The organism is Chitinophaga dinghuensis (assembly GCF_003259435.1).
Classification (GTDB): Bacteria; Bacteroidota; Bacteroidia; order Chitinophagales; family Chitinophagaceae; genus Chitinophaga; species Chitinophaga dinghuensis.
Genome location: NZ_QLMA01000010.1, coordinates 189,417 through 208,896, shown reverse-complemented (window position 1 = coordinate 208,896; position 19,480 = coordinate 189,417). Strand labels below are relative to the sequence as shown.

At 45.6% G+C, this 19,480-nt stretch carries 18 protein-coding genes; 6 read left to right on the top strand and 12 right to left on the bottom strand.

Annotation, left to right across the window (positions count from 1 at the left end; translation table 11 throughout):
* Positions 1 to 11: 11 nt before the first annotated feature.
* The 6 genes from CLV59_RS26050 to CLV59_RS26025 form a co-directional block, all read right to left on the bottom strand.
* Complete coding sequence (locus tag CLV59_RS26050; protein ID WP_111595040.1) at positions 12 to 740, bottom strand: ThuA domain-containing protein; 729 nt, start codon at positions 738 to 740, stop codon at positions 12 to 14.
* A gap of 86 nt (positions 741 to 826) precedes the next feature.
* Positions 827 to 1,543: a 3-keto-disaccharide hydrolase gene (locus CLV59_RS26045; RefSeq protein ID WP_111595039.1), complete on the bottom strand. Its 717-nt coding sequence runs from the start codon at positions 1,541 to 1,543 to the stop codon at positions 827 to 829.
* Positions 1,544 to 1,570: 27 nt separating this feature from the next.
* Positions 1,571 to 1,975 carry a c-type cytochrome gene (locus CLV59_RS26040; RefSeq protein WP_111595038.1) on the bottom strand — a complete coding sequence of 135 codons (405 nt, stop codon included), beginning with the start codon at positions 1,973 to 1,975 and terminating at the stop codon, positions 1,571 to 1,573.
* 36 nt (positions 1,976 to 2,011) lie between these two features.
* Positions 2,012 to 3,067: a sugar phosphate isomerase/epimerase family protein gene (locus CLV59_RS26035; protein ID WP_111595037.1), complete on the bottom strand. Its 1,056-nt coding sequence runs from the start codon at positions 3,065 to 3,067 to the stop codon at positions 2,012 to 2,014.
* A gap of 24 nt (positions 3,068 to 3,091) precedes the next feature.
* Positions 3,092 to 4,255, bottom strand: coding sequence for a Gfo/Idh/MocA family protein (locus CLV59_RS26030; protein WP_111595036.1), 1,164 nt, complete (start codon positions 4,253 to 4,255; stop codon positions 3,092 to 3,094).
* A gap of 29 nt (positions 4,256 to 4,284) precedes the next feature.
* Positions 4,285 to 5,559, bottom strand: a complete 1,275-nt coding sequence (locus tag CLV59_RS26025; protein ID WP_111595035.1) for an MFS transporter — start codon at positions 5,557 to 5,559, stop codon at positions 4,285 to 4,287.
* A 470-nt stretch (positions 5,560 to 6,029) separates the two neighbouring features.
* Between CLV59_RS26025 and secA the strand changes: the two genes are divergently transcribed.
* The 4 genes from secA (at position 6,030) to CLV59_RS26005 (ending at position 11,733) form a co-directional block, all read left to right on the top strand.
* Positions 6,030 to 9,356 carry a preprotein translocase subunit SecA gene (gene secA / locus CLV59_RS26020; protein WP_111595034.1) on the top strand — a complete coding sequence of 1,109 codons (3,327 nt, stop codon included), beginning with the start codon at positions 6,030 to 6,032 and terminating at the stop codon, positions 9,354 to 9,356.
* An 88-nt stretch (positions 9,357 to 9,444) separates the two neighbouring features.
* Entirely contained in the window at positions 9,445 to 10,101 is a 657-nt protein-coding gene (gene deoC, locus CLV59_RS26015) for a deoxyribose-phosphate aldolase (RefSeq protein ID WP_111595033.1), read from the top strand.
* Positions 10,102 to 10,127: 26 nt separating this feature from the next.
* Positions 10,128 to 10,568, top strand: a complete 441-nt coding sequence (locus CLV59_RS26010; protein WP_111595032.1) for an SPOR domain-containing protein — start codon at positions 10,128 to 10,130, stop codon at positions 10,566 to 10,568.
* A complete protein-coding gene (locus CLV59_RS26005; RefSeq protein WP_111595031.1) occupies positions 10,552 to 11,733 on the top strand; it encodes a M20 metallopeptidase family protein in 1,182 nt (393 codons plus the stop codon). Before CLV59_RS26010 ends, CLV59_RS26005 begins: the two co-directional genes overlap by 17 nt.
* 120 nt (positions 11,734 to 11,853) lie before the next feature.
* On the opposite strand, the gene CLV59_RS26000 is transcribed toward CLV59_RS26005, so the two are convergent.
* The 5 genes from CLV59_RS26000 to CLV59_RS25980 all read right to left on the bottom strand — a co-directional run bounded on the left by CLV59_RS26000 (position 11,854) and on the right by CLV59_RS25980 (position 16,089).
* On the bottom strand, positions 11,854 to 12,585 hold the full coding sequence (locus CLV59_RS26000; protein WP_111595030.1) for a hypothetical protein: 732 nt from the start codon (positions 12,583 to 12,585) through the stop codon (positions 11,854 to 11,856).
* A complete protein-coding gene (locus tag CLV59_RS25995; protein ID WP_111595029.1) occupies positions 12,575 to 12,958 on the bottom strand; it encodes a GntR family transcriptional regulator in 384 nt (127 codons plus the stop codon). Before CLV59_RS25995 ends, CLV59_RS26000 begins: the two co-directional genes overlap by 11 nt.
* Positions 12,959 to 12,970: 12 nt before the next feature.
* Positions 12,971 to 13,804, bottom strand: coding sequence for a hypothetical protein (locus CLV59_RS25990; protein ID WP_146616326.1), 834 nt, complete (start codon positions 13,802 to 13,804; stop codon positions 12,971 to 12,973).
* A 6-nt stretch (positions 13,805 to 13,810) separates the two neighbouring features.
* A complete protein-coding gene (locus tag CLV59_RS25985) occupies positions 13,811 to 14,644 on the bottom strand; it encodes an ABC transporter ATP-binding protein (RefSeq protein ID WP_111595027.1) in 834 nt (277 codons plus the stop codon).
* 164 nt (positions 14,645 to 14,808) lie between these two features.
* A complete protein-coding gene (locus CLV59_RS25980) occupies positions 14,809 to 16,089 on the bottom strand; it encodes a serine hydroxymethyltransferase (RefSeq protein WP_111595026.1) in 1,281 nt (426 codons plus the stop codon).
* Between the two features lie 151 nt (positions 16,090 to 16,240).
* Here CLV59_RS25980 and CLV59_RS25975 point away from each other — a divergent pair, with 151 nt between their 5' ends.
* Both CLV59_RS25975 and CLV59_RS25970 read left to right on the top strand, forming a co-directional pair.
* Positions 16,241 to 17,233 (top strand): sugar phosphate nucleotidyltransferase, encoded by a 993-nt coding sequence (locus tag CLV59_RS25975; RefSeq protein ID WP_111595025.1) that lies wholly within the window; start codon positions 16,241 to 16,243, stop codon positions 17,231 to 17,233.
* A 25-nt stretch (positions 17,234 to 17,258) separates the two neighbouring features.
* Positions 17,259 to 18,197, top strand: coding sequence for an NAD(P)H-dependent flavin oxidoreductase (locus CLV59_RS25970; protein WP_111595024.1), 939 nt, complete (start codon positions 17,259 to 17,261; stop codon positions 18,195 to 18,197).
* Here CLV59_RS25970 and CLV59_RS25965 read toward each other — a convergent pair.
* Positions 18,184 to 19,476, bottom strand: a complete 1,293-nt coding sequence (locus CLV59_RS25965; protein WP_111595023.1) for an ABC transporter permease — start codon at positions 19,474 to 19,476, stop codon at positions 18,184 to 18,186. The two genes, CLV59_RS25970 and CLV59_RS25965, sit on opposite strands and share 14 nt — an antisense overlap.
* Positions 19,477 to 19,480 lie beyond the last annotated feature (4 nt).

Sequence of the window (19,480 nt, the reverse complement as noted above, 5' to 3'; positions counted from 1 at the left end):
GGTGATAGGAATTATTTCACTTTGATGTTGGCTGCATATTGAATACCACCGAGTAAATGCTGTAGGTACAGCGGGTCGGAATAGGATTCTTTAGTATGGCCCATTTCTGTGTAGAAGGAGCGTCCGCCTTCGAAGGAGTGGTACCAGCACATAGGATGGTTGTCTCCATTCTTCCCGCCTTCGTAGGTAGATTCATCGATTTTAATCAGTACATGAATATCGGGATTGATGTCCTTGAAATTGTACCATTCATCTTTGCGGGTCCAGTCGTCTGGCAGATGTTTGGTGGATATATGTGTTTTATCTACCACTTTGAGGGTGGCTACCTGTTGTTTAGGATGGCTGGTGAAGTAAGCCCCTGCCAGTTTGCCATACCATGGCCAATCGTATTCCGTATCGGTGGCAGCGTGAATGCCCATGAATCCGCCTCCTTTGTGAATATATTGTTGAAAGGCTTCTTGTTGGGCATCATCGAGGACGTCGCCGGTGGTGCAGCTGAAGATAACGGCATCGTATTTCTTCAGGTTTTTGTAAGTGAATACTGCGGCGTCTTCAGTGGTATCTACTGCGAATCCGTTTTCAGCGCCGAGTTTCATGATGGCTGATTTAGCGACAGGGATGCAGTCGTGTCGGAATCCTTTCGTTTTGGAAAATACGAGTACGCGGTACTTGTGTTTTGCATTGGCCGTGATGGAGGCCACCAGTAATAAAAACGCGAGGAACGTGGTGATTTTTTTCATCGTTTATACGTGGTTGTTATATCGTTGGAATAGAAAAGGCATAAAGCGTGTATTCGCTTTATGCCTTTATGTGCAGGCAATTGTGATTACAACTGCCGGATTTTAATATCGCGGTAAGACACTACGTCGCCGTGGTCCTGGAGAGCGATATGGCCTTTTTGATATTTGCCGAATCCTTTCCAGGTTTTGAATTTACTATTAGCAATGAGGGCGTCCCATTCAGGAGTGCCCATGGTTGTTTCAACGGTAGTAACGCCATTGAGTTTCAGGGTCAGATGACCGTTTTTCTTGATGATCTGGGCGGTATTCCATTCACCAACGGGTTTAACGGCCTTCTGGGAGGATTTCACCAGATCATACAGGTCGCCAGCATTATGTTTGATGATTTTGCCATCCGGATGTTTGTCGTCATCCAGTACTTGCATTTCAGGGCCTGTTTCGTAGGTAGCCTTGTATTCCGGCGATTCGTTCACGCTGAAAATGATACCACTGTTGCCGCCTTCGGAGATTTTCCATTGGATGGACAGTTCATAGTTTTCAAATTCATCGTTGGTAACGAGGTCGCCACCGGGAGCGCCGTTCTTTTTAGCTGCCTGATCGAGGACGAGGGCGCCATCTTCTACTTTCCATGCCGGGCTGGCAGCATCTTTATGAAACGTATGCCATCCCTTAGTGGTTTTGCCATCAAACAGCAATTTCCATCCCGCTTTCTTTTCTTTGGCAGTGAGGGTGTTGGGTTGTTGAGCTGATGCAGATGTACCGATCAATGCGGTCAGCGCAGCAGCCAGGATTACTTTTTTCATGCTGGCATTTTGTAAGATGAAAGTTGATTAATTGGCAGAAAGAGAAAGGATATATTTCACCATTTCTTTTGCATCATCCTTAGAAACGTTGGTATGTGGCAGCATTGCTACTTCGCCCCAGTTACCTGAACCACCTTTGATGATTTTATCAGCCAGTTTATCCACATTTTCGTCATTGTTCGGGTATTTGCCGGCGATATCCTTGAAAGAAGGACCTACCAGTTTCATCTCTTCCTTATGACAGGTTTTGCAGTCAGACTGCGCCATCAGTTCCTGTCCTTTAGTCAGAGGTTTGTTCGCATTAGGTGATACCATAGAATTATCAGCTGCATGCTCAGTTTCACTTGTCGTTTGTGCGGCTTTGTCGCCACCACCACAAGCTGCGAAGAATAATGCACTCAATACAAACGGCGCCAGATATCTCTTTTTCATTTTCTGTTTTTATTTTTTATGTGATGCTTATTTTTATCAGATTCCCAATATTCTATTGTTGAAAGCGTCGTCGGTGGCTGCGCCTGCGAAATCATCGAATGCCTTATCGGTCACGCGGATGATATGATTTTTAATGAAAGGAGCGCCTTCTTTTGCGCCATCTTCCGGATGTTTCATGCAGCATTCCCATTCCATTACAGCCCATCCGGCATAATCGTATTGGGTTAGTTTGCTGAACACAGATTTGAAATCCACCTGTCCATCGCCGAGGGAACGGAATCTTCCCGGACGATCTATCCAGGACTGGAATCCGCCGTATACGCCGGATCTGCCGGTAGGGTTGAATTCCGCATCTTTCACATGGAACGCTTTGATTCTTTCGTGATAGATATCGATGTATTCCAGATAGTTCAGGCATTGCAGCACGAGGTGACTTGGATCATACAGGAGGCATGCTCTTTTATGATTGCCTACTGCTTCGAGGAAGCGCTCATAGCTGGCGCCATCGTGAAGATCTTCGCCAGGATGTATTTCATAGCATACATCCACCCCTTGTTCTTCAAATGCATTGAGGATAGGCATCCAGCGTTTGGCCAGTTCTGCGAATCCGGCTTCTACCAATCCTGTAGGGCGTTGTGGCCAAGGGTACATGGCTGGGGCCCAGAGGAGTGCGCCGCTGAAGGTGGCATGTGCGTCCAGTCCCAGGTTGCGACTGGCTTTAGCGGCGTATTTCAGCTGGTTCACTGCCCATTCCGTGCGGGCATTGATATTATTGTGATACTGTGCAGGTGCAAACTGATCGAACATTTCAGAGAAAGCAGGATTCACTGCTACGAGTTGTCCTTGCAGATGTGTACTCAGCTCTGTAATTTCCAGTCCTGAGGCGTTTACGATGCCTTTGATTTCATCTGCATATGTTTTGCTTTCAGCGGCTTGTTGCAGATTGATGAGACGCGTGTCCCAGCTAGGGATTTGCACTCCTTTAAAACCAATGGAGGCGGCCCATTCACAGATACTTTTCAGACTGTTAAAGGGAGCAGTATCGCCCATGAACTGGGCGAGAAATATACCAGGTCCTTTTATTGTTCTCATAATACCTTTCCGTTTAACCAGTTACTAGATTTCGAAATTAGTCCATTTGGTGTCGCTTTGGGAAGATTTCACCACATTATCGATAAATGCCATACCACGGATACCTTCTTCTACGCCTGGGAAATCCAGGGATTCGGGTGCGGGCTGGGTTCCATCGATTTTCGCGGATAAAGTCTGCGCAAAGTTACGATACAGATTTCCGAAAGCCTCCAGATATCCTTCCGGATGTCCTCCTGGTGTGCGGGTATTATGTGTCATGTAAGATGACTGGGCTTTGTAACCATTACCAGCTCTGTATATTTCGGTCGGTTTGTCCAGCCATTTTACCAGCAGGGTATTTGGTTCATGTTGTGCCCATTCCAGGCCGCCTTTTTCGCCGTATACCCGGATTTTGAGGGCATTTTCCTCGCCTGCGGCTACCTGGGTGGCCATCAGTACGCCGGAGGCGCCATTATCGAAGCGGAGGAGTACAGCCCCATCATCATCCAGGGCGCGGCCAGGAACAACGATATTGAGGTCGGCACATAATTTTTCTAGTTTAGCGCCGGTGATATATTCAGCGAGGTTGAAGGCATGTGTACCGATGTCTCCCATTGCGCCGGCTTTTCCGGATCTTTTTGGATCGGTTCTCCATGCTGCTTGTGCATTTCCTTCTCTTTCGCTGAGTTTAGACAGCCAGCCCTGTGGATATTCCACCCATACTTTTCTGATTTGACCGAGGTCTCCGTTTTTCACCATTTGGCGGGCCTGTTTGACCATTGGATAACCGGTGTATGTATGTGTCAGTAGTAAGGAGAGGCCGGTGGCTTCTACTTTTGCTTTCAATTGTTTGGCTTCGTCCAGGGAGATGGTGATTGGTTTTTCAATTACCACGTTAAATCCTTTGTCCAGCGCCATCATGGCAGGTTCAAAGTGGGCGAAGTTGGGAGTTACGATGGTCACGAAGTCCAGTCGTTTATCTGCCGGCATGGCAGCTTCTTTTTCCAGCATTGTTTTGAAGTCCGTGTAGGTGCGTTCCGGATCGAGGAACAGCATCTGCCCGGAATCAACAGCAATCTCAGGATTTACACTGAGAGCGCCTGCAACGAGTTCAATAAGGCCGTCCATGTTGGCGGCAATACGGTGTATAGCACCGATGAAGGCATCTTTACCGCCTCCAATCATTCCCATTCTGAGCTTGCGTGTCATATAGTCGAATCAGCTTTTAAATTTAGAAATTATGCTATTGCGATTTCAGGTTTTTTGCGGTTGCGCATGTAGAAGAACAGCGCTGTAAAGGCCACTATCAGGACAACAGGAATAATCAATGTTACATCCAGGATTTGCGGACCGGCAACGGATTGTGCATGGCTGAAAGCTGCTGCTTCCGGCGAGCCTGCGGCAGCAGTGCGGTACGCATCCAGAGAAGCGCCTGCAGGCAGCTCTTTGGAAAGAATACTGTCATAGAAACCACCCATGAAAATGGTGTAGATAGAAACGGCAAACATACCGGCTCCACCCACCAGGTTCATTCCCAGCGCTCCGGATTCCGGAATATTTTCGGAAACAAAGCCGATCATGCAAGGCCAGAAATAAGTTACGCCCATACCAAATATGAATGCAGCGAAAAATACCATATTGCCGGACACATGTGCCAGCATATATAATCCGAGGGCGGATAAAATCGCTGAAATCAGCAGTACGCCGGTTGGCGACATGCGATGAACGATAGGACCAGCGAAGGCTCTGCCCAATGTTTGTACGCCGGCTGTCATTGCCAGAATCAGGATGGCGTTTTCAGTAACGTTTTTCAGGAGTACTTCAATCCACTGACCGGTGAAGAGCTCCGTGATAGCCGTACCGAACATCAGGATGAAAATGACGATGAAAAGCGGCGTCCCGAGGGATTTATACATCTGTGCATTAGTAATACCAGAAGCTACGCGTTCAGTTACCGGGAAATCCAGTTTCATGAAAAGGTAGCCATACAGTAAGGTGGGAAGAATCATGGTCGCCATCTGCACCTGATAGTTAAGTTTCAGGCCAGAGAGGAAGAATACGGTCAGTGCGCCGATTACAATGCCACCTGGAAACCATAAGTGAAAGTGGTTCAGTTTGGTGGTTTTGTTGTTGGGATAGATAGTTGCTACAAGCGGATTACAGGCGGCTTCCACAGTACCGTTGGCCATGCCGATGAACAGCGTGGAAATAAACAGTGTGGAGAAACCAGTGGCGAATATTGTCAGGAGAATACCTGCCAGGTGCAGCACAAATGCGGCCAGGAGCAGGCGTTTCATACCGATGATATCAACCACAAAACCTCCGATAATCACTGCAAGTGGGAAGCCCCAGAAAGCAGTACTGGCTATGATGCCTAATTGTGATGCACTCAGGTCGAACTGTTTGCCCAGATCGCCAAGGATTCCGGCGCGGATTCCAAAGGACAGGGAAGTAACCAATAATGCCATACAGCTGGCTACAAATAACTTTGATGGCTGGATCGCCTTTGCCATAAACGTGGAGTTTTGTGTGATTTTTAAAAACAAGTAATAAAACGACTAAATTTATAAAAACTATTCACACTTTTTCATCTTTTTATGGATGAATGGAGTGGGTAAACCCATTTAGCTAGAAGAAATATTGCAGTTTTTCGGCATTTTGGCAGTACAGGTGTAAGCTGGGGGTCAGTGAAACTGCTAAAAAGTCCTTCTGATACCACTTGATAGGCATTGGTATTGTTAAAATTTCTAATTCGGGAATTACAGCTGAAATCAGTCGGTATTTCCCCGAATTTATTACTAATTTTACAGGCCTTGAAAAGCAGCGCTACAACTGACACGTTGACATGCAGTCTTTCCAAGCATAATATTTGCATAACCAGAATCCCCGTCTGTTTAACGTCACCAGGCCAGCGTCATAGTGCCAATGGTACTGGCTTATACAGCGAGGAATTGAAATTGTAATCCGTAATTAAACATTCTATATGTTAGGTTTTTTAACAAAACTGTTTGGAGGGAATAAGTCTGACAGAGATATCAAGTCTATCACTCCAATAGTGAAGCAGATCAATGAGGAGTTTGAAAAGCTGCAATCCCTGCCTATTGACGACCTGCGGTATAAAACCCAGGAATTCCGCGCCCGTATCAGGGAGCATGTTGCTACTATTGATGCTGAGATAGCGGAAAAGAAAGAAACCGCGGAACAATCAGAGGATGTTACAATAAAAGATGCAATCTACCAGGAAATAGATGCACTGAAGAAAGACCGTGACAAACAGCTGGAAGAAATTCTGAAAGTGCTGTTGCCAGAGGCTTTCGCAGTGATGAAAGAAACTGCCCGCCGGTTTACCAACAATCCGGAAATGACGGTTACAGCTACTCCGCTGGATCGTCAGTTGGCTGTTACCAAAGATTATGTTACCATCGAAGGCGATAAAGCTATCTGGAAAAATACCTGGTCTGCTGCCGGCAACCTGGTAACCTGGAACATGGTTCACTACGATGTACAGCTGATCGGTGGTATTACGCTGCACCAGGGTAAAATTGCGGAAATGGCAACGGGTGAAGGTAAAACCCTGGTATCTACCCTTCCTGCTTACCTGAACGCCCTCACCGGCGAAGGGGTACACATCGTTACGGTAAATACCTACCTCGCACAACGTGACTCCGAATGGAACGGACCTGTATTCGAATTCCTGGATATCACTGTAGACTGTATCGACTCCACTCAGCCAAACAGCGGAGAACGTCGTCAGGCTTACATGGCAGATATCACCTACGGTACCAATAACGAATTCGGCTTCGACTATCTCCGTGATAACATGGTGCATAGCCCTGAAGAAATGGTACAACGCAAACACCACTACGCAATGGTCGATGAGGTGGATAGCGTATTGATCGATGATGCCCGTACTCCACTCATTATCTCCGGTCCGGTACACCGTGGCGAAGAACAGGAATTCCATATCCTGAAACCACGTATCAACGACCTCGTAGAATTACAGAAAAGAGAAGTAAATAAATATCTGCAAGAGGCGAAAAAACTCATCGCAGAAGGTAAAGACGATCCGAAAACCGGCGGTCTGGCCCTGATGCGCGCATGGAGAGGTTTACCTAAGAACAGCGCCCTTATCAAGTTCCTCAGCGAACCTGGTATAAAAGTATTGCTCCAGAAAGCAGAAAACTACTACCTCGCAGATCAACAACGCGAAATGCCTAAGGTGGACGCTGGTCTCTACTTCACTATCGAAGAGAAAAACAATAGCGTAGACCTGACAGATAAAGGTATTGGTCAGATTACTCAAGCCGGTGAAGACGCTGATTTCTTCATCATGCCGGATGTAGGCTCTGAACTCGCCGAAATCGAAAAAATGGATATTCCTTCCGAAGAAAAACTCCAGCGCAAAGATGTGCTGTTGCAAGACTTCGCAGCGAAATCCGATCGTATCCACTCTATCCAACAACTCCTGAAAGCATATACCCTCTTCGAAAAAGATGTGGAATATGTGGTAATGGAAGATAAAGTTAAGATCGTAGACGAACAGACCGGTCGTATCCTCGATGGACGCCGTTATTCTGATGGTCTGCACCAGGCGATTGAAGCGAAAGAAAATGTGAAAGTGGAAGCCGCTACACAAACCTTCGCTACAATTACCCTCCAGAACTATTTCCGTATGTACCACAAACTGGCTGGTATGACCGGTACCGCTTCTACTGAAGCTGGTGAGTTCTGGGAAATCTATAAACTCGATGTAGTTACCATTCCAACCAACCTGCCTATTTCCCGTAATGATGCAGAGGATTTGGTATACAAAACAAAGAGAGATAAATACAAAGCTGTTATTGAAGAAGTGAAGCAGCTCCAGGCAAAAGGCCGTCCTGTACTGGTAGGTACTACTTCCGTAGAGGTATCCGAATTGCTGAGCAGAATGCTGACACTCGAAAAAATTCCTCACAACGTACTGAACGCGAAACAACACGCCCGTGAAGCACAGGTGGTTGCTGCTGCAGGTCTGCCGGGAGCGGTTACCATCGCTACCAACATGGCGGGTCGTGGTACGGATATCAAGCTCGGACCAGGTGTGAAAGAAGCAGGCGGTCTAGCCATCATCGGTACAGAAAGACACGAAAGCCGTCGTGTAGACAGACAGCTGCGTGGTCGTGCCGGTCGTCAGGGAGATCCGGGTTCTTCTCAGTTCTTCGTTTCCCTGGAAGATGATCTGATGCGTATGTTCGGTTCCGATCGTATCGCAGGTCTGATGGACCGTATGGGTTACAAAGAAGGAGAAGTGATTCAGCACAGCATGATCACCAGATCCATCGAAAGAGCACAGAAAAAAGTAGAAGAAAATAACTTCGGTATTCGTAAACGTCTCCTGGAATATGATGACGTTATGAACAAACAACGTACAGTTATCTATTCTAAACGTAACCACGCATTGTTCGGCGAACGTCTGGCAATCGATGTGGATAACGCCTTCTACGATGTAGCAGAAAACATGGTAACCACCCACAGAGAAAGCGGCGATTATGAAGCTTTCAAAATGGATGCTATCATGAACTTCGCTATCGAAACAGAAATCACTGCAGAAGAACTGGCACGTACTGATCTTCAGGCACTCGCCAGCAAACTGTATCACGAAGCGAAAAATAACTATCAGCGTAAAACAGAAGCGATCGATGCACACATGCTGGATGCTGCTAAAACCATCCTGCAGGAACATAATCAGCAGTTCGGTACCATCCGTGTACCTTTCACTGATGGCAGAAGACAACTGATGATCTTCGCTGATCTGCAACAGATCGTAGATACGCATGGTCATGAAGTGCTCAGCACCCTGGAACGCAATATCACCCTGCATCTCATCGATGATGCCTGGAAAGAGCATCTGCGCGCTATGGATGATCTGAAACAATCCGTACAAAGTGCCGTTTACGAACAGAAAGATCCATTACTGATCTATAAATTCGAAGCATTCAACCTCTTCAAAGAAATGGATGGCGAAACTAGTCGCGATATCGTTTCTTTCCTCTGCAAATCCATGATTCCGGTACAGCAGGACTATCCAGATCAACAACAGTTCGAGGAGTCCCGTCGCCCGGAGGAAAAAACGGACATGAGCAGAATGAGAGCTACTCATGAAGACCTGAATGATCAGGCTGGTGCTTATGAAGGCGCTACTGCTTATGCCCAGGAAGCGGAAGAAGAAAAACATGAGCCGGTTCGCGTAGGTCCAAAAGTAGGTCGTAATGATCCTTGCCCTTGCGGAAGCGGTAAAAAATTCAAACAATGTCATGGTCGTGACCTCTAAGAGGTAACTGCCTGAAAAGGAATACAGAAAACGGATTGCAGACATGCAATCCGTTTTTTTATTTAATTTCGCCCAATAACATTTACAGATGGAAATAAACCGCTATATTGATCATACCGTACTGAAACCTACGACTACACTGGAAGACATTAAGAAATTGTGCATGGAATGTGTAGAATACGATTTTGCCGCTGTATGTGTACCCCCACTCTACGTTAAGCTGGCCAAACAGTTCCTGGCTTCCACCAATAGTAAAGTAGCCACTGTAATCGGTTTCCCTTTCGGATATTCAGCTATTGAAGCCAAAGTGGCCGAAACAGTACTGGCTATTGTGGATGAGGTAGATGAGCTGGATGTAGTCATTAACATCTCTGCAATAAAAAATAATGATTGGGAATACCTGGAAAAAGAGATTGCTAATCTCATGTATATCATCCGGGAAAAGAAGAAAGTGATCAAGGTGATCATTGAAAGTGGCATACTAACAGACGAGGAAATTGTTAAGTGCTGCCAGCTGTATGCAAAGTACGGCGTGGATTTTGTTAAAACATCCACCGGTTATGCGGAAAAAGGGGCAAGTGTCCATGCGGTGCAACTGATGCGTGCCAACCTTCCGGCAGAAATCCAGATCAAGGCTTCCGGCGGTATTCGTACCTTTGCTTTTGCAAAGGAGCTTGTTGAAGCCGGCGCTACCCGTATCGGGGCCAGTGCCAGTGTGGCTATCGTAAACGAGTCCAAAGCCTGATTGCAATTTTGACCAATTAAAAAGCTATGTATAAAATTTTCATCCTGCTCTGCTGCCTGTTTGGTACTACCTGCGCTATGGCCCAGGACAATACCGTTGCCAGCAATGGAACCGTGAGAGTCGTTAAAGATAGCCGGGTTGATGCGCTGATCAAAAAACAGATCTATATCAACACCCTGGCTATCCGTAATCAACCAGGTTTCAGAGTGCAAGTCATCTCTACCAACAAACGCGCTGACGCCAACGAAGCTAAACAAAAGGTGATGCAGTTATATCCTGATGTTCGCACCTACCTTGAATTTCAGGCTCCCTATTTCAAAGTTCGGGTAGGCGACTACAAAACACGTGAAGATGCCACCGAGCTGAGGGATAAACTGTCCAGTCTCTTCTCAGGAGGAGTATTTGTTGTCCCATCTACGATAAACGTGTCACCGGATAAAGAACTATCGAATGAAGAATCTAATTAAGGAGCTGGCAAAAGCCTATGCTCCTGAGTTCATTAGCATCAGAGAACATCTGCATGCACACCCCGAACTCTCCTTTCAGGAATATGAAACGTCCAAATTTATCCAGCAGAAACTGACCGAATTTGGGGTTCCCTTTACAGCAGGTATCGCCGGCACCGGCATTGTAGCCCTGATTAAAGGTAAGCATCCGGAATCCAGAGTAATCGCTCTCCGTGCTGATATCGACGCATTGCCTATCACAGAAGCCAATCAGGTTCCTTATAAATCACAGCATGATGGCGTTATGCACGCCTGTGGTCACGATGTACATACTACCTGCGTACTCGGCGCCACCAAAATTCTGAATGAACTGAAAGACCAGTTTGAAGGAACTATCAAAATCCTTTTCCAACCAGGTGAAGAAAAACACCCTGGGGGCGCAAGCATCATGATTGAAGAAGGCGCATTGGAAAATCCAAAGCCGGACGCTATCCTCGGTATGCACGTACAACCTACCATGGAAGCGGGTACACTTGGTTTCAGAGCCGGACAATACATGGCCAGCGCTGATGAAATTTATATCACTGTGAAAGGTAAAGGTGGCCACGCCGCTCTTCCACAATCCACTGCTGATACTATTCTCATCGCTTCTCATATCGTTGTTGGTTTACAACAGATCATTTCCAGGAATAATAATCCTTTCAGTCCTTCTGTACTGAGTATCTGCGCTTTTAATGGCGGATTTACCACCAACGTTATCCCCAGCGAAGTAAAGCTGATGGGTACTTTCAGGGCAATGGATGAAACCTGGCGTTTCAAAGCGCATGAGCTGATCCGCAAACAGGCGACTGGTATTGCTTTGGCAATGGGGGCTGAAATCGATATTGATATCCTCGTAGGCTACCCTACTTTGTATAATAACGAAGCCGTTACTGCACAGGCGCGCGGTCTGGCGGAAGATTATATGGGACTGGATGCTGTGATGGATACTGAAATCAGAATGGGAGCAGAGGATTTTGCCTTCTATTCTCAGATTATTCCGGCTTGCTTTTTCCGTTTAGGAACTGGTAATGCTGCAAAAGGTATTAACTCCGGCGTACATACGCCTACTTTCGATATTGATGCCCGCGCTATTGAAGTGGGAATGGGCGCTATGGCGTATCTTGCTACACAGTTTAAGAAATAGAAAATGCCGATAGAAATCGGCATCACTCTTTATAGGAAAATGTTGTTTACGATAAGTCCTGATGGAAATCAGGACTTTTTCTTTGCTTGTAAAACTGATAAGTATAATTTAATCTTAACACTATTTTATTTCGCTGATCATTCGTGCACTGGTGCCGGATACTGAAATGGCACTGGCGCTGTCCAGCTGAATATGTTTCTTAGCGAAATACACATCTTTCAGTTGCAGAGAACTATTGCGGCCCATTGCAATGTTGGCCTCCGGAATAGTGTCGCTGTCTTCGAATGAAAGTGTATTGTATTGTCCGCCTGCAAAGCTGAAACTGCTCAATTTCAGGTTATTCAGCTCAATATTAGCTCCGGCAGTGGCTTGCACTTGTAACGTGCCGCCAGTGTAACCCTGGATTCTTACGCTACCAGATTGACTGATCACTACTGGTATACTGGTCGTCTTCACCCAAACCATACCATCACCTTTTTTCAGGCTGACAAATAAGGTATCTCCCTGTTGATGATAGTCTATATTTTTTGCGTTGAGGAGCTGGTTTGCTGAATCCTGTTGCAGTACAACCATGTCATACCGATGTTTTTCCAGTAGCTCATTCACAGACTCATTTTCTTGTGGTTTATCCACTTCCTGCCGTGCGTTCTTATTAAAGACGACTATCACTTTAAAAGGTTGCACGGAGACGTAAGGATTTTTTGAATAAATTTTATTTTCGGGTTCGTGGCGTAACCAGGTATCGTTTTTCTCCCCTTTTCTGTAGTTGGCCCAGATGGAAATATCTGTGAGAAGCATCAGTCCTACCAGGATACTGAAGAAGCCTATAATGAGTTTGGTACTAGTTTTCATGACCGTTAAGTTTGTTTTTTCTGAATTGGTCGTAATAAGGTTTAAGGTCGTCGAGAGCCATTTCCAACAGGTAAAGGTTCTGAAAGAACTGCGGCAATTCATTGCTGATAAAAGCATCTTTCTTTGCCTGCATGATTTTTTTCACCGCATCCGGTTGAATAAAATACCCGATACCTCTTTTATTGAAGATGATGTCCTGTTGTTGTAATAGTTCGCAGGTGCGCATCACCGTGTTGGGATTGACTTCCAGGGAGACAGCCAGTTCTCGGACTGAAGGAATTCTTTCCTCAGGGAGCCATTTACCCAGGAGAATCTGTTCGTTTATATAGTCGGCTATCTGAATATAGATGGCCTGTGTGTCTTTGAATTCCATCGTAATACGTTTTTATTGGATTTCCTTGTCAGCAATGCGGAAGTAAGCCATGGTCCATAATGCAGGCGTGAGCAGATATTTTGCAATAAACAGGAGGGGTCGGCCTAACCATTCCGGAACAAAGTATCCGGTGGATAATTGGTGACCAGCGGTGCTTCCTGGTTCTATGACTCCAACTACGGAGAATGGCGCACTGGCATTCCAGGATGCGATATGACCCGCAAAAATGAGATTGGTAAAGCCTATGTTGAGAGCCCAGATGCCCATCATGATCACAATGAACAGAAAGAAGATCTTAGGTAAGGCGAACTTATGGAAGAAAGTAGCGCCAAACAGGAATATAGAGTTTATACCAGCTACCATGAGTAGCACTATGCCAACGGAGAAAGGCCCAGGGAAAAAGCGGTCAAAGTCCATAGAAACCGTTACGTTTTTATAGTGGGTGGCCAGGTAGCTAAAGAACTGTACTCCAATGAAAATGGCGAGGTTGAATACCACTATTACCGCCAGCATAGAAATAATCAGTTGTGCCAGGAATTTTTCCAGGTGGGAGGCGGGTAACAGGAAGAAATCTATACTGCGTTCCGGTTTGGAGAGTTGGTTGAAACTTCTGGAAGCCATCAGTGCAGTGAAGGCCAGGAGAAGCGTCATATACAATGGCATCATGTCTGCCAGTTCGAAGGTCTCTCTGTATGGGTTTGCAGAAATAAAGGCAATCAGGCCAAAGAGGCAACAGCCTGCCACCAGGGCGCCTGTACCGAAGAGAAATACCTTGTATTGGTCTATTACCTCTTTTCGAAGATATAGCCACATTCTGGAGAGCGAAAAAACATTATTTGGCTGCATAAGGGATCAATTGAAAATTTCCTGAATAGATTGGCGGTTGGAGAGAACGGCATTAAACAATAGCTCCATATCAATTCTGCTGTGTTCATGCTGCATATTGCGCATCACAACGGAATGGCCGCGGAGGTTACTGTCGGCATATATTACCGGCATGGATTTATCCAGTTGCGGCAGTACTTTGAAACTCAGTTTATCCGTTACCGTTTCCACGGCTTCTCTGAAAATGATGCGGTGATTGTCAATAATCACAATACTATCGATCAGATTGTCGAGGTCTCTGACCTGATGTGTGGAGATGACAATGCATTTGTCTTCAGAGAGACATCCTGCAATGAGTTTGCGGAAAATGCTTTTGGAGGGGATATCCAGGCCGTTGGTAGGTTCATCCATGATCAGGAGGCGGGTATTACAAGCCAGGGCAAAGCATATCAGGAATTTCTTCTTTTGGCCGTAAGACATTTCTGTTAGTTTCTGTGTCACCGGAATTTCGAACTCTTTCAGATAGGTCTCGAATTCCTGTTCGTTGAATTTTGGATAGAAACCTGCTCTGGTGTTGATAAACTGGCGAATACTGATTTTAGGGAGATAGAATTCTTCCGGGACGAGGAATATGTCCTGTAAGAAAGAAGGTGCTCTGAACCGGGTTTCCTGGCCCAGTACTTCTACTTTTCCGCTGGTAGGGAATAATAGTCCTGCTATCTGCTTGAGTAGAGTGGATTTCCCTGCGCCGTTTTTGCCCAATAGGCCATATATATGGCCGGGATTCAGCTGTAGGTTGAGGTCATCGAATAATGGCCTGCTGGGTTTGTAGCTGAATTTCAATGACTGGATGTTAATCATAATTCGTGTGGTTTAGTGTACTACTTAACTAGTACACTGTAAAAGTACATTTTCTTTTGATATGGCAAAATATTTTTAGGGAGATGATAAGTTTGGGAAATAAAAAACGCCCGTCAGCGCTTAGCTGACGGGCGTTTTAGAAGAAAAGAGATATTTATTCCGGATTATCCCAGTTCAGGATAAAGGGAGAATTGTTGCATGAAGGTGTTTACTTCACCACGGATTTTAGTGATAAGCGCTTCGTTATCAGCATCCATGAGCAGTTGGTCTACCCAGTCTACGATCTGAGGCATGTGGTTTTCTGTCAGGCCACGGCTGGTAATAGCGGGAACGCCCATACGAATACCGGAGGTAACGAAAGCGGATTTATCATCGAAAGGCACCATGTTTTTGTTGGTGGTGATATCTGCTTTAACGAGGGTTTGTTCTGCTTTTTTACCGGAGATATTTTTATTGCGCAGATCGATCAGCATAAGGTGGTTATCGGTACCGCCGGAAACGATCTGGTAGCCTTTATCCACAAAGCTTTTCGCCATAGCCTGAGCATTTTTCAGGATCTGGTGAGCATATACTGTGTAATCGTCAGAGAGGATCTCGAAGAAGGAGATAGCTTTAGCGGCAATCACGTGTTCGAGTGGGCCGCCCTGGATACCTGGGAATACGGCAGTATCAATGAGGGAGCTCATCATGCGGGTTTCGCCTTTTGGTGTTTTCAGACCGAAAGGATTTTCGAAGTCTTTACCCATCAGGATCATACCGCCGCGAGGTCCGCGCAGTGTTTTATGTGTAGTAGTAGTTACGAAGTGGCAGTGTGCAAAAGGAGAGTTCAGTAATCCTTTAGCAATCAGACCTGCAGGGTGAGCGATATCGGCCATCACGAAGGCGCCTACTTGATCAGCGATTTCGCGGATACGTTTGTAATCCCAGTCGCGGCTGTAAGCGGAAGCTCCGCAAACGATTAATTTTGGTTTTTCGCGATTGGCGATTTCTTCCATTTTATCGTATTCAATCAGGCCGGTTTCTTTGTTTACACCGTAGAAATGAGGCTGATAGAGTTTACCGGAATAGTTCACAGCGGAACCGTGTGTCAGGTGACCGCCCATGCTCAGGTCCAGTCCCAGGATTTTATCGCCTGGTTGGAGGATGGCCAGCATTACAGCAGCATTGGCCTGTGCGCCGGAGTGTGGCTGTACGTTGGCATATTCTGCACCAAAAATCTGTTTTGCCCTGTCAATTGCCAGTTGTTCGCTCAAGTCAACAACTTCACAACCTCCATAGTATCTTCTGCCTGGATATCCTTCGGCATATTTGTTTGTCATCACATTACCCATCGCCTGCATAACCTGTAAGCTGGTAAAGTTCTCAGATGCAATCAATTCAATGCCGTGGCGCTGACGCTCCAGCTCCTGGCGGATGATATCAAATATTTGCTGGTCTCTTTGCATGATGCCTTAAAATTTGTCGCAAAGGTAGAATAAACCTGAATGAATTGCAATGCAGAAGAGTGGATAAATTTCTATCAGTGACACATACAATTTATACTATATTTTTATAGCCGTCGATCGATCGCTAAAATTGTACTATTTTCGCTCCATCATGAAGGCAATAATACCCGTGGCCGGAGCTGGCACCAAACTTCGTCCACACACATATACCCAGCCGAAGGCTTTAATTCCGCTGGCAGGTCGCACTATACTGAGTATCATTGTAGACCAGCTTGTAGAAGCAGGCATCCGCGAATTCGTATTCGTGGTAGGATACCTGGGAGAAAAAATCCAGCATTACGTAGAGCAAAAATATCCAGACCTCACCTGTCATTTCGTTCAACAGAACAGCAGAGAAGGTACTGGGCATGCTATTTTACTTACCCGTGAAATTGTGGAAAACGATGAAATCCTGATTGTATTGGGAGACACCATCGTGGAATGCGATTTACTGGAAGTCCTCCATGCGCCCTACTCTATGTTGGGCCTGAAGAAAGTGGATGATCCCCGTAATTTCGGTGTGGCAGAACTGGACGAAAATGGCAATATCACAAGAGTGGTGGAAAAGCCACAAATTCCTAAGTCCAATCTGGCATTGGTAGGTATTTATAAGATCAAAGAAACAAACTTGCTCTTTGAATGTCTGCAAACCAATATCACGAATAAAGTGAAATCGCATGATGAATTTCAGCTGACTGATGCGCTGGAATGCATGATCGAGAACGGCGTGCGATTCAACGGATTCAAAGTGAATAACTGGTTTGATTGTGGCCGTAAGGATACCCTGTTGGAAACGAATGCGATTCTCCTTAAAAAATATAAACTCGCCAATAATCCGGTATTACCGTATGAGAATACCATCATCATACCTCCGGTGAGTATCGGAGAAGGTTGTAATATCAAGAACTCTATCATCGGCCCTAATGTGGCTGTCGGAGATAATACCGTTGTTAATTATTCCATCGTAAAAGATTCTATCATCGGATCTTTCAGTAACCTTTATGAAGTAGTACTGAAGTCTTCCCTGATAGGCAGTGATGCCAACATACGCGGTCTTAGCCAGAGTCTTAATATCGGCGACAATACAGAAATTGATCTCGGCTAAACCTTATGCATTTATCTGTTAGCTTATGAACAGGATTAATACGCTTTTTAGTATTCGTTATCCCATTATTCAGGCTGGTATGATCTGGGCCAGTGGCTGGCGATTGGCCAGTGCTGTCAGTAATGCCGGCGGATTAGGATTGATTGGTTCCGGAAGCATGTATCCTCATGTTTTGAAAGAGCATATAAAAAAGTGTAAACAAGCTACAGATAAGCCTTTTGGGGTGAATGTTCCGTTGTTATATCCTGATATTGATAAACTGATGGATATCATCCTGGAGGAAAAGGTCCCGATTGTATTTACCTCTGCTGGTAATCCTAAAACCTGGACGCCTACGCTGAAAGCCGCTGGGATAAAGGTGGTACATGTAGTATCCAGTTCACTGTTTGCCGAGAAAAGCGAAGCGGCTGGAGTGGATGCCATTGTAGCAGAAGGATTTGAAGCGGGTGGGCATAATGGACGGGAAGAAACGACTTCTATGGTATTGATTCCGGCAGTAGCTGCCCGTGTGAAAATCCCTGTCATCGCAGCGGGAGGTATAGGCTCCGGACGCGCTATGCTGGCGGCTTTTGCATTAGGAGCAGAAGGTGTACAAGTAGGTAGTCGATTTGTTGCTACGCCAGAAGCATCTTCTCATATCAATTTCAAAAATGCGGTGGTAGATGCGCAGGAAGGAGATACGATGTTGAGTATGAAAAAGCTAACGCCAGTGCGACTCATCAAAAATCATTTTTTCGATGTGGTGAAAGCCGCAGAGGATAGTGGCGCAGACGCAGCAGCATTAAAAGAAATACTAGGCCGCGCCCGCGCCAAAACCGGTATGTTTGAAGGCAATCTTTCAGAAGGGGAACTGGAAATCGGCCAGGTGAGCGCATTAATTCATGATATCAAACCTGCAGCTGAAATAGTATCCGACATCTGGGAAGAATTCGAAGCCGTAAGAAAACAACTTACGACTTACTGAAAATCCATTTGATGGCCTCTTTGAGTGTTATCTTCTTACCATACATTAAAATTCCTGTACGATAAATTCTGCCAGACATCCAGGTAGTAAATATAAAACCTGCCACTAACAGTACCATTGATAACAGTAGTTGCCAGATAGCCACAGTGCCTGGTACGCCCGCTGGGAGTCGCGCCATCATTACCAGAGGAGAACTGAATGGTATGATACTCGCCCATACAGCCAGTGAACTGGTAGGATCAGCTACCGCTTTTATAACGATCAGGAAACTGATGATAATAGGAGCAGTTACCGGTAAAGTCATCTGTTGTACATCAGAAGCATCTTCATTGGCGAGACTACCCACAGCAGCGAAGAGAGAAGAATAAAAGAGATATCCGCCCAGGAAGTAAAAAAGAAAACAACCTATAAAAAGGGGCCAGTTAATTTTGGCCATCATAAACGATACTTTCTGCATCGCCTCGGCCATCTGTGGATTGTTACTGCTCTGGCTGGCCGCATGCATCGCATCCGGAGACAGGAATAAAGGTAACACCATAGATAAGCCAATTAAGAGAATGGCCCAGATAATGAACTGAAGAAGGCCTACAGCAGCAATACCAATGATCTTCCCTAACATTAACTGGAAAGGTCTTACACTGGATACCATTACTTCTGCAATACGATTTACTTTCTCTTCCATTACACCGCGCATAACAGAAGTACCAAAGAGCAGCAACATTAAATAAATAATGAAACCGCTGGCGTAGCCCAGTACAAAGGATGCAGCAGAACTGCCTTTCTTTTCGTCTTTACTGTTGCGGAAGTCTACTGTTACATCAGCATGAATGGCGTCCAGTTTACTTTTGTCGATACCATTAGCCTCCATGCGCAGTTTTTCAATTGCGCTATTCAGGTTGCTGGTGAGCGCATTTTCCAGCATAATGCTGGCTTGTGCCTCACTGTAATATTCAAATCCTGATGGACGTTCGATGTCTATCTGAGGTATTAATAAAACGCCGGAATAGCCTTCTTTCGCATAGTTTTTCTTGATACTATCTAAAGGCGTATTATCCAGGAATTTGAAGTATACATCTTTGGCGTCGCGGAACTGACCTTTGAAGAAGCCGCTTTTGTCCACTACTACTACTTTTTGGCTGCCGGAACTACTCGCCAGGAGTGCAGGAATGATCATGATGGCAGCGAATGCCAGCGGTACTAATAGCGTTACAATCAGGAAGGAGCGTTTACGAACGCGGAAGAGAAATTCTCTTTGTATGATGAGTGAAATCTTGTTCATAATT